The following is an 11,666-nucleotide window of genomic DNA, read 5'->3' as shown; positions in this document are numbered from 1 at the left end:
TTTAAGATGAAGGCTAATATTTAAAGATTAAATATATAAATGTTTTTAAATAAAAGTTTTAGACTTAATTTTGTCCAAATTTTTAAGAATGGAATTCAAGATTAAAAATATTGAAGAATGGCAATCTATCGTTGATTATGTTAAAGAACAACTGGATCGACCGATTCTTTTATTAAAAGGAAATTTGGGTGCTGGCAAAACAACTTTTACGCAACAATTGGTTGCAGCGCTTGGAAGTCAAGACGAAGTCAGCTCGCCAACCTATTCCATTGTTAATGAATACAATTCTCCGCAAGGGAAAATTTTTCATTTCGATTTATACCGTTTAAAAAACATTGAAGAAGCCTATGATTTCGGTATCGAAGAATATCTGGACAACGCCTTTCTTTGCATTATCGAATGGCCCGAAATCTATGAAACAGAACTTTTGCCATCCGAATTTCACGACATGCAAATCACCAATACGGGTGATGCGCGCATAATTAATTTCAGTTAATAAAGTAATAGGCAAGTTGATTATATTTGTATCTTTAAATAAAATATAAATTTTGCAGAGTTAATGAGTCATACTTCTACCATATTTACACCTTTCAAAGAGGAAGAACTTATTCCGAAAGAGGAAAAGTTAGAGATTGTACGTAAAGGGAAAATGCATAGTATAGGCGTTCCAAAAGAAACTTGTCTTTCAGAAAAAAGACTTTGCCTCATCCCAGACGCCGTCCATATTTTGGTACAAGCTGGTCACAAAGTGATTATCGAAAGTGGTGCTGGCGAAGGCTCTCATTTTACAGATTTGCAATATGCCGAGGTGGGCGCCATTATTACAGATGATCCCAAAGAAGCTTTTTCGCAAGACATTATTTTAAAAATAAATCCACCGACATCAGAGGAAATTAGTTTTTTAAAATCCAATACGTATCTCATCTCTGCACTACAACTTAATCTTCAAAGTAAAGATTATTTCTTACAATTGTCCGAGAAAAAAGTGAATGCCATTGCTTTTGAATTTATCACCGACGAATATCAACAACTGTCATTGGTACGACTCATTGGAGAAATCGCAGGAAGTATTTCGATACTTTACGCCTCAGAACTTTTGGCGTCTTCCAGTGGTTTGATGTTAGGTGGCATTACAGGTGTTAGGCCTACAGAAGTGGTCATCATCGGTGCAGGCATCGTTGGCGAATTTGCAACCAAAGCAGCCATCGGACTTGGCGCAAGCGTTCGTGTTTTTGATAATTCGTTGTCAAAACTAAGACGATTGCATTCTTTAATTGACCATCGTGTGCCGACTTCCATCATCGATCCGCGCGAATTAACCAAAGCCATAAGACGTGCTGACGTGATTATTGGTGCGCTTCCACGTCCTAACCTTCCGCCTATAGTGACAGAAGATATGGTCTTAAAAATGAAAAAAGGAAGCGTTATTATTGACATCACTGTGGATAACGGAAAAGCGATTGAAACATCAGAATTAACCAGTCTAGAAAGGCCTTTCATCACCAAACACGACGTTGTACATTGCGGACTTCCCAATTTAACATCGAAAATGCCAAGAACCACAACCAAGGCAATTAGTAATTTCTTTTTAAGCTACATTCTTGGAAATGACGAAGATGGCGGTTTCGAGAATCTGCTACTTCAAAAAAAAGAGGTCAAGCAAAGTCTTTACATGTACAAAGGTCGCCATACCAAACAAATTATTTGTAAAAAATTCGATTTACCCTATCACGACATCAACTTATTGATTTTCTAAAATTAAATAATGCTCAAAAAACTTAAATTTTATTTTATTGGATTTATTCCAGGACTTCTCGTTGTATTGTTTATTTTAAACAAAAAAGGCACGAGTTGCTCCTACTTTCCGAACGACCGCGTTATCGCTGAAAGTATGACAAAACCTGTTTCGTTACCTAAAAACATCGAAACAGAATTAACCAATTTGCAAATTGACAAAGCTTTTCTTAAAGATTCCATCATTGGAAAAGGAAAAATCGATTTTGATAAAAGCCAGGCTCAAAAACAGCCTTTTCCAGAATATTATTTGACGTCACCGGAAAAAAATCCGAAGTACGAAATCACTTACGAAAAAGGAAAAGATTCATTAAACATTAAAACTTTCAAAAAAATCCGATAAACATTTGACAGACTTTTCATAGCTTTGCATTCATGTTTAGCCCAGCAACATATTATTACGGAATATCAACCTGCATCTAGGATGAACATTTCGTGTACATGATATTAACCTCGTCCTAGGACGGGGTTTTTTGTTTTTAAATACTAAAATATAAAATGAAAATAGGACTTATCGGCGTTGGACTCATTGGCGGATCCATGGCTTTAAAACTCAAAGAAAAAAAATTTACTTCAGAAATTATTGCTTTTGATAAAAGTGATGTGCATCTGCAAACCGCGAAAGAACGACAGATTATTGATAGAATTTCTAGTTTCGAAGGCTTGATAAAAAACTCGCAAATCATCATCATCGCTTTACCTGTTGAAGCTACGAAAGTCGTTTTGCTAGAAGTTCTTGACAGGATTTCTGATAAGCAAATCGTTATGGATGTAGGCTCCACAAAACATGAAATTTCAAAAATAGTTGACAATCATCCGAAACGTAAAAACTATGTTGCAAGCCATCCGATGTGGGGAACCGAACATAGTGGTCCAAACGCTGCGACCGTTGATGCCTTTAGCAATCGTGCTGCTGTTATTTGTAATCCTGAAGATTCTTATGATTTTGCCATAGAATATGTAAAACAAATCTATGAAAATCTCGACATGAATATTCTCTACATGGATGCCGAAAAACACGATATGCACACGGCTTATATTTCACATATCTCACATATTACATCCTACGCTTTAGCCAATACAGTTTTGGAAAAAGAACGCGAAGAAGATACCATTTTCCAATTGGCAAGTTCAGGATTTTCGAGTACGGTAAGACTCGCAAAATCGCATCCCGAAATGTGGGTTCCCATTTTTAAACAAAATAAAGAAAATGTTTTAGATGTTTTAAATGAACATATTTCGCAGCTCAAAAAATTTAAATCGGCTTTAGAAAAAGAAAATTTTGAATTCCTAGAAGAATTAATTCTCAATGCTAACAAAATCCGAGGAATTTTGGATAAATAAAAAAAGGCGTACAAAAATTTGTACGCCTTCTATATCTTAACATTCTGGGACATTGACTGCTACAGCCAAACCACCTTCTGATGTTTCTTTGTATTTAGAATTCATGTCCAGCGCAGTTTCCCACATGGATTTAATAACATTATCTAGAGAAACTCTTGCCTTGCTAGGATCGCCTTCTAAAGCTAGATATGATGCTGTAATAGCTTTAATAGCGCCCATAGAATTTCTTTCGATACACGGGATTTGCACCAAACCGCCAATAGGATCGCAAGTTAAGCCAAGATGATGCTCCATCGCAATTTCTGCAGCCATCAAAACCTGTCCTGGACTACCACCTGAAATCTCTGTTAAAGCTGCGGCAGCCATAGCTGATGACACGCCAACTTCTGCCTGACAACCGCCCATGGCAGCCGAAATGGTTGCATTCTTTTTGAATAAAGTTCCGATTTCGCCAGCTGTCAGTATAAAACGGATGACATCGTCTTCTTTATTAAATTCTGTAAAAGTCTGTGCGTACATCAACACAGCAGGAATTACACCACTTGCACCATTGGTTGGTGCGGTTATAATTCTGCCAAAAGCTGCGTTTTCTTCGTTAACCGCCAAGGCAAAACAACTCACCCATTTGGTTATAGAATTAAAACTTTTTTCTTCTTCACAAACCAACTTAAACCATTCATGCAGGTTTTTATAAATTTTGGAGCCCAGAAGTTTCTCGTTCATTTCGGAAGCGCGGCGCGTTACATTGAGCCCGCCAGGGAGAATACCTTTTTTGTTGATTCCTTTATAAATACATTCTTTAATATTTCTCCATATTTCCAATGCCTGTTGATTGGTTTCTTCTTTGGAACGCCAAGATTCTTCGTTGAGATAAATTAAATCTGAAATACGCTCAAGCTTTAAATGCTCCACATATTTAAGAATATCTCGACCCTGATGGCAAGGATACAAAGTCCTGATACACATATCATTATACGTATTATCCTCTTTCGTACCGACAAAACCGCCACCCAACGAATAATAATCTTGTACTAATTCTTGACCATTGTTAAAAACAGCCCTGAAAATCATACCGTTAGGATGAAAATCTAGCGTTTTTTCTTTATTTAAAATTAAATGAAAACCGTAAACAAAAGGAATCTTGTGAGTTCCGTCCAAATAAAGATGTTGCGATGTTTTTATGGTTTCTATCTTTTCATCAATTTTTGTAGTATCGATGGTTTTAAAATCTTCACCAGAAAGTCCCAACATGCCGGCAATATCTGTCCCATGCCCAATTCCGGTCTTTGCCAAAGAACCAAAAAATTCCACAAAAACCTCTTTAACCTCTTCAAGCTTTCTATCTTTTTTAATAAGATTCAAAAACATTTCGGCAGCATTCCAAGGTCCCATGGTATGTGAGCTAGAAGGTCCTATTCCGACTTTTATAATTTCAAAAACACTGATCGATTCCATTTAATAAAATTAGGGCTCTAAAGATACTATCAAATTACAAATTAAAAAGCACCAAATTTAAAATTTGTTAGATTTTAAAAACTTCGTGGAGAATTGCAGAAACTTCTTTTGGTTTAGTCGCTGGGAATAAATGGGTTGCATTTTTAATAATATAATCGGGCTTCGAATTTTTGATGGGAAAAACGATGTCTTTGTCGGCCATTATCTGGATAATATCTGGTATTTTCTTGAACTTCCACTCCGATATTTTCTCAATAGACCACTTAAGATAATAAGGATTCCGCACACGGAAGTAGTTGTTAATACGCGGATTTTTGGGATCAAACAGCTTTCGGAGGAAGGTATAGACAATGGTGGAATTGTCATTAAAGAAACGCTCGGGCATCCATCTTGGAATTTTTGTGTAACCTCCAAATTTTATTAAATGGGATTTTTCTTCGTCAGAACGGATGCTGCCCAAAATAACGACTTTTTTGGCGGGCTTCACACGGTGAATTTCTTGTACAATAATGCCTCCAAATGAATATCCCAACAAACAAAATTCTTGAGAATCATCTATCCTATCAGCCATTCTTTTGACATAATGTAAAAATTCTTCCTGACTTTCCGGAATGAGCCAATCCAAAAATACGACTTCTAGATTTTGATCAAAATTTAACTTTTCGAGAACGGTAAAATCGGCTCCGAGACCGCTTACAACATATAATTTCATACACTAAAATACTCCCAAAATTAGGAAACAAAAAAAGAACAGACAAGCTGTTCTTTTTTAAATATTCTTAAAGTTTGCAATTATTTTGCAGTAACTTTTACTTTCATATCGATATCGTCTTTTACCAAAACATCTTGCATTGTAGATTTGTATGCGATATCGAATTTTTGACGATCAAAACTGAATTTGTCACTTACGATGCTTGCAACGCCTTTGCTAACACCAACTTTTGCTGGAAAACTCACTGGGTTTGTTTTTCCTTTTATCGTTAAATTACCTGTAATAGTTGAATTAAACACTTTGTCCGAATTTGGTTTTACAGAAGTAATCACAAAAGTTGCAGTTGGATATTTTTCAACTTCAAAAAAGTCGCCGTTTTTAAGATGTCCGTCCAATTTTGCTTTGTACTCACCTTGGAGATCCGTAGCGCTAATAGTGGTCATATTTAATACGAAAGACCCTCCTACCACTTTGTTTCCTTTAACAACAATATTTCCTGATTTTACATCAACTGTACCATCATGTGAAGAAGCTTCTGATTTTGCAATTTTGTAACCCCACCAATGTACATCTGATGCTACCACTTTTTTAGTTTGACCAAATGCTAAACCACCCATCATTAAGGCTACCAATGCTAATTTTTTCATTATATATTTGTTTAAAAATTTCTGGTGCAAACATACCAATAATGATTCTAAATAAAAATTGATTTATGTTAAGAATTTGATTTAAAAAAAGCCTACCCGAAGATAGACTTTAAAAAAAAGATTATAATAAATTGATTAGTCTCCTAAAGGTAAATTGTAAGAAACCCCTACACCAACTGTACCTGCATTGTACTTCTGATCAGCAACCTGACCTTTATCTCCAGTGAATACTTTTGTATAATGTGCATAGAAATTCCAATCTTTGTTATGGTAACCAATTTCTGGTCGCATATAAAAACCGCCATCTGGTCTTTGTGTATTATAAACTTCGTTGTTTGTAACGGTGTCATCACCAACGATAAATCCATAACCAAGATCGGCGCCTAGATAAAATCCATATTGCTGAGGATAAATCCTAAATAACGCAGCAACAGGTACAACACCGAAATCGTTATTCTCTACTTTTACGTTATTAATCGTTGCTGATTTTCCGAAGAAGTGGTTATAGCCCGTTGCTATCCCCAAACCAAATCCTGGTGCAACCAAATTCTGGTAAGATACGTCCAATCCGACATTGGCAGAAGTATTACCTCCTGTGGATATACCACCATTAACACCAACTTTAATCATATTGTTCATATTCGAATCTTGTGCGAAAGCCAGACCTCCAGCTAATACACCAATTGTAAATAATGCTTGTTTTAAAAATTTCATAATTCAATTTTTTTGTTTTACGAGCTAAGTACTTGAAAAATTTATGCCAAAAACAAGATTAACTAAAAAACCAAAACATATTCAATTATTAATCAAACACTTACACAAATGCACAAAATAATAAACCTCAAACAAAATGAATAAAACCTATAATTATCAATAAAAACACAAGACAATGGATCAGTAACAAAAGCTAGGGAGAATGATAAAAAATTGGGCAAAATCCAACCCTAATGACAGCAAAAGTTATTAAGCTTTCAGAAATGGAATTATCTCAGCAAATCCAAAACTTTAACTCTTTGAAAATCTTAAAAATGATGTGGTTGTAGGCTATTAATTAGTGTGATTTATATAAAATTGAAGTACGACATATATTCAAATTAGCATGAGATATACCTCCTGTAATTTTCTTAACTTTATCCCTTAAAAATTTTAGCAAAGACGTTAACTGCCGAATGAAAAAAACTGAAATCCAAGACAAACTCAAATATATAGCTCAAAATATAGACGGAGAAAATTTTATTTATGATTTTTTATTGTCTTTTGGGCTTTCCAAAACTACCATTACTAGACTTAAAAAAGGCGATTACAATCTTTCTAAAAAAGAAGGAGAGCTATTCTATAAAGGAAAAATTTTCTTTAAAATAGAAAAATCAGACGATTTACTGCATACGATTGATGAGATTTCTAAAGACGAAAAAATTGCCCGACAAAAACCTCGTTTCCTTTTTGTAACCGATTTTGAAAAAGGAGTTGCGATAGATACAAAGAAAAGCTTAAACAAAGTATTTGATCTTAAAGATTTAGGAGAATTAGAACAAGTCGATTTTTTCCTTCCGCTTTCGGGTGCAGAAATCTATCGGGTAAGCAATAACAACAAAGCCGATCGGGATGCAGCCTACAAACTAGGTGAATTGTATGACCTTTTGGTAAAAGAAAATCCTGAATGGGTAGAAAAAGGAAGCCATCATCTCAATCTTTTTCTTTCCCGTTTGTTGTTTTGTTTTTTTGCGGAAGACACAGGTATTTTTGACACCAAAAATGTTTTTACCGAAGCTATGGTGAACAACACCAAACCAGATGGATCGGATATGCACGAGTTTTTGGATGCTCTTTTTACTAAATTAGACAGCAATCCCGACAAAAAAATAACTTTCCCCGATTATCTTTCTGGTTTTCCCTATGTTAATGGGGGCTTGTTTCGAGATACGATAGAATGTCCTAAATTCTCCAAAAAAGCAAGGCAAATGCTGATAGATGCAGGCGAATTGGAATGGGCAGACATCAATCCTGATATTTTCGGATCTATGATCCAAGCGGTGGCAGATCCTGAAGAACGGAACAATCTTGGGATGCACTACACTTCTGTAATCAATATTCTGAAACTCATCAAACCTTTGTTTCTCGATGAATTGTACGAAGAGTTTGAAAAAAATAAAGACAATGCCCGAGAGCTGAACAAACTTTTGGTGCGGATGTCCAAAATAAAATTTTTTGATCCCGCTTGTGGAAGTGGAAATTTTTTGATTATCACCTATAAAGAACTCCGAAATCTAGAAATCCAGATCATCAAACAATTGTTGGATTTGGGAGAAAACCGATTGTTTTTTACCGAAATCTCACTTACCCAATTTTATGGGATAGAGATTAAAGATTTTGCGCACGAAATGGCAATCTTATCCCTTTGGTTGGCAGAGCACCAAATGAACCAAGTTTTTGAAACCGAATTGTTGGATTTTGGACAATCTAAACCCATACTTCCTTTAAAAGAAGCAGGAAACATTGTTGCAGGAAATGCCGCAAGAATGGATTGGGAAAATGTTTGCCAAAAAAATGATGGCGACGAAATCTACATCATCGGAAATCCGCCGTATTTGGGAAGTAGAAACCAAGATCCGGAACAAAAATCGGATTTGGAATTGGTTTTTAAGAAAGATTATAAAAGTTTAGATTACGTTTCTATCTGGTTTTATAAAGGCGCAAAGTATATTGAAGGAATCAATGCACAATTGGCTTTGGTTTCTACTAATTCTGTATGTCAAGGTGAGCAAATAGTTTTAACGTGGCAACGGATTTTAAACGACAAAGTAGAAATTGGTTTCGCCTATCAATCCTTTAAATGGACCAATAATGCGAAAGGTAATGCTGGTGTTACGGTAATTATTGTAGGCTTAAGAAATGTTTCTGCAAAACCCAAATTATTGTTTACTGATGCTGTCGCTAAAGAATCGAAAAACATTAATCCTTATTTGTTGGATGCTCCAAATGTATTCGTAACAGGAAATGTCAAATCAATTTCAAATTTACCATTAATGATTTATGGTAACATGCCTTTAGAAGGAGGATTTTTAAGATTTTCAGAAGAAGAAAAGAAAGAAGTTTTTCAGTTTTATGGAATTGAAAAATTTATTAGAAAGGTAATTGGAGGAGAAGAATTCTTGAAAGGACAAAATAGATATTGTTTTTGGATTGAAGATGATGAATTAAAAGAAGCATTACAATTTGATGAAATAAAAAAGAGAATTGCGTTAGTTGAAAATTTCAGAATTAATGGTGGTGAAGTAGCTCGTACCTTATCTAAAAGATCTCATCAATTTAGGTATAGACATATGCCGAGACAACAACAATTTATTATACCTTGCACTTCTTCAGAATCAAGAGATTATATTCCTATTGGTGTTTTTGAGAAAAATTATGTTTCCTTAAATTCTGTTCAGAGTGTTTACGATGCCGAACCTTGGCTTTTCGGCGTTCTTCATTCTAAAATGCACATGGTTTGGGTAGATGCTGTGGGTGGTAAATTAGAAACACGTTACCGCTATTCTGCCAAATTATGTTACAACACCTTTCCGTTCCCTACGCTTAATGAGAAACAAAAAGAAAGCATCACGCAATATGTATTTTCGGTATTAGACGAGCGTGCTAAGTTTCCAGAAAAAACCATGGCTTGGCTTTACAACCCAGAAACCATGCCTTCGGGTTTAAAACAAGCTCATCATGAGCTGGATCTAGCTATAGAACGCATCTACAGACTCGCGCCTTTCAACTCCGACGAAGAACGTTTGGCGTATCTTTTCAAACTCTATGAGGAAATGACCACCAAAGAAAACTTGTTTGCAAAGGAGAAAAAAACGAGGAAGAAGAAATAAAGATAATTATGACCGTAGAATTATATAGTGATAAATTTGGGCGTAAAGTATGGCTACAGAATCAGGGGGAACTCTTCGTATAGATTTGCAGGATCTTGCCCCAGATTTTGAATATGAAAGAAGTTTAACCACCACGCATTTACAATCTGTAGCGAAAGCGTTGCAAGTGCCGCAAGAAGAAATGTTTGATCACTTAGTAAGTATGCTGAAAGACAGAGCAGATTGTTTTGATGTGCTTTCAGAATGGTTGTCTGAGAATAATATTTCAGCGAATTATTTTTCAGGATAAAATATTTGCTTACAATAAACGCATTATTTTTGGAAGCAAGTGTTTTTGTTTACAATTCTTGATAACAAAAAAGTTTGTTTACAATTTTAAGTAATATTTTGTAAACAAAAAAGCTTGCTTACAATTTCTGACATCAAATATATTTGCTTACAAAAAAACAATATATTTTGTAAGCAAATGTATTTGGATGATGATTTTTTATTATTTTTGTAGTCAATAAATTAATAGGATTATGGAGTATAATTTGAGCAATGCGGTACGCTATCACTATGGAAAATTTCCTCCAGAAAAGGTGGATTATATACACTTTATCCAAGAACTGGTGAGTGCTACCGATGCTTTGGCAAGGTTTGACCAAATGTTGAAAAACCTACACAATACCGAAATCTTATTAGCACCTTTACGTAATCAAGAAGCGGTAATATCTTCTCGTATAGAAGGAACCATTAGTACTATGGATGAAATCTTGCAATATGAAGCAGATCATGAAGGTACTGAAAATACTACTGTGAAATCTGATGTTATTGAGACTATTTTGTATCAAAGAGCATTAAAGAATGCGCAGGAAGCTTTAGAGAGTGGCTATCCTTTTTCTATCAATTTTATCAAACAAATGCATCAGCAATTGTTGTATCTTGGAAGGGGAGCAAGTAAATCACCAGGCGAATTCAAAAAAGAGCAGAATTATTTAGCAGATAAGCGCAAAAAAGAAATCCAATTTGTCCCCATTAATCCAGAAAAATTAGAAGAAGGTTTGGATAATTTATTTTCTTTTTTACAAAATTCAGATATTCCGCCACTTATTAAGACTGCTTTAATGCATCTCGAGTTTGAGGCACTTCACCCATTTCAAGATGGTAATGGTAGAATAGGAAGAATGCTTATTACACTTAATTTATGGCGAGAAAAAATATTGTCTCAACCTCACTTTTACATCAGTGGTTATTTTGAAGAAAACAAAGATGAATACATTGAACAAATGCGGGAAGTTTCTAATAAAAATAATTGGGATGATTGGATTAAGTTTTTTCTAAAAGCAGTAGAAAGCCAAGCAGTCAAAAATTTACAAATTGCAGAAAATATCAAAAATTTGTATGAACAAACGAAAATGGAATTTTCTGATTTGCTTTCTTCTAAATGGAATATGGAAATTGTAGATTATATATTTACCAATCCTGTATTTAGAAATAATAAGTTTGTAAGTAATACAAAAATACCAAACGCAACAGCTGTTTTAATTATCAAAAAACTTGTGGAAAATGATTATTTGGTTGTAAAAGAAGAAGCGTCAGGGCGAAGAGCTGCATTGTATTCTTTTGAACCATTGATGCGATTAGTGAGGGTGTAAAAAAATGGAAAAAAATAAATTAGGTTTTGAGTTTATCTAAAAAGACTAAATAATTATCTAATTAGATTAACTTTAGACATACTTTTAGACGTAAGATTAAAATTAAAAACATTTAATTGATTGATTTATAACGACTAAACTACATCTAAAATAAAAATTTAGAATTAGACAAACTTTTAGACAAACTCTAGATCAAATAGTCCTCAATAGAAAA

The 11,666-nt window shown here is 34.5% G+C and carries 11 protein-coding genes; 7 read left to right on the top strand and 4 right to left on the bottom strand.

The annotated features are described in order from the left end of the window. Positions 1-88 precede the first annotated feature (88 nt). The 4 genes from tsaE (at position 89) to G6R40_RS00635 (ending at position 3,138) form a co-directional block, all read left to right on the top strand. Positions 89-496 (top strand): tRNA (adenosine(37)-N6)-threonylcarbamoyltransferase complex ATPase subunit type 1 TsaE, encoded by a 408-nt coding sequence (gene tsaE / locus G6R40_RS00650; RefSeq protein WP_165130578.1) that lies wholly within the window; start codon positions 89-91, stop codon positions 494-496. A gap of 63 nt (positions 497-559) precedes the next feature. Continuing rightward, positions 560-1,756: an alanine dehydrogenase gene (locus tag G6R40_RS00645; protein WP_165130576.1), complete on the top strand. Its 1,197-nt coding sequence runs from the start codon at positions 560-562 to the stop codon at positions 1,754-1,756. A gap of 9 nt (positions 1,757-1,765) precedes the next feature. After that, positions 1,766-2,137 carry a hypothetical protein gene (locus G6R40_RS00640; RefSeq protein ID WP_165130574.1) on the top strand — a complete coding sequence of 124 codons (372 nt, stop codon included), beginning with the start codon at positions 1,766-1,768 and terminating at the stop codon, positions 2,135-2,137. A 155-nt stretch (positions 2,138-2,292) separates the two neighbouring features. Then, positions 2,293-3,138, top strand: coding sequence for a prephenate dehydrogenase (locus G6R40_RS00635; protein WP_165130572.1), 846 nt, complete (start codon positions 2,293-2,295; stop codon positions 3,136-3,138). Positions 3,139-3,174: 36 nt separating this feature from the next. Here the strand turns inward: G6R40_RS00635 and G6R40_RS00630 are convergent, their stop codons facing one another. The 4 genes from G6R40_RS00630 to G6R40_RS00615 all read right to left on the bottom strand — a co-directional run bounded on the left by G6R40_RS00630 (position 3,175) and on the right by G6R40_RS00615 (position 6,666). Then, the gene (locus tag G6R40_RS00630) at positions 3,175-4,593 is read right to left on the bottom strand and encodes an L-serine ammonia-lyase (RefSeq protein ID WP_165130570.1); all 1,419 of its coding nucleotides are present in this window, start codon (positions 4,591-4,593) and stop codon (positions 3,175-3,177) included. Between the two features lie 67 nt (positions 4,594-4,660). Continuing rightward, on the bottom strand, positions 4,661-5,305 hold the full coding sequence (locus G6R40_RS00625; RefSeq protein WP_165130568.1) for an alpha/beta hydrolase: 645 nt from the start codon (positions 5,303-5,305) through the stop codon (positions 4,661-4,663). 80 nt (positions 5,306-5,385) lie between these two features. After that, positions 5,386-5,952 (bottom strand): YceI family protein, encoded by a 567-nt coding sequence (locus G6R40_RS00620; RefSeq protein WP_165130566.1) that lies wholly within the window; start codon positions 5,950-5,952, stop codon positions 5,386-5,388. Between the two features lie 135 nt (positions 5,953-6,087). Beyond that, entirely contained in the window at positions 6,088-6,666 is a 579-nt protein-coding gene (locus tag G6R40_RS00615; protein WP_165130564.1) for a hypothetical protein, read from the bottom strand. Between the two features lie 455 nt (positions 6,667-7,121). Between G6R40_RS00615 and G6R40_RS00610 the strand changes: the two genes are divergently transcribed. From G6R40_RS00610 to G6R40_RS00600, 3 genes are all read left to right on the top strand, one after another. Beyond that, positions 7,122-9,815 (top strand): class I SAM-dependent DNA methyltransferase, encoded by a 2,694-nt coding sequence (locus tag G6R40_RS00610; RefSeq protein ID WP_165130562.1) that lies wholly within the window; start codon positions 7,122-7,124, stop codon positions 9,813-9,815. A 49-nt stretch (positions 9,816-9,864) separates the two neighbouring features. Beyond that, positions 9,865-10,104, top strand: coding sequence for a hypothetical protein (locus G6R40_RS00605; protein WP_165130560.1), 240 nt, complete (start codon positions 9,865-9,867; stop codon positions 10,102-10,104). A gap of 232 nt (positions 10,105-10,336) precedes the next feature. Then, positions 10,337-11,452: a Fic family protein gene (locus G6R40_RS00600; protein WP_165130558.1), complete on the top strand. Its 1,116-nt coding sequence runs from the start codon at positions 10,337-10,339 to the stop codon at positions 11,450-11,452. The last annotated feature ends 214 nt before the right edge of the window (positions 11,453-11,666 follow it).

Source organism: Chryseobacterium sp. POL2, from assembly GCF_011058315.1.
Classification (GTDB): Bacteria; Bacteroidota; Bacteroidia; order Flavobacteriales; family Weeksellaceae; genus Soonwooa.
Note: the sequence above shows the minus strand (reverse complement) of the source record. Positions and strands in the feature narration are given on the sequence as shown.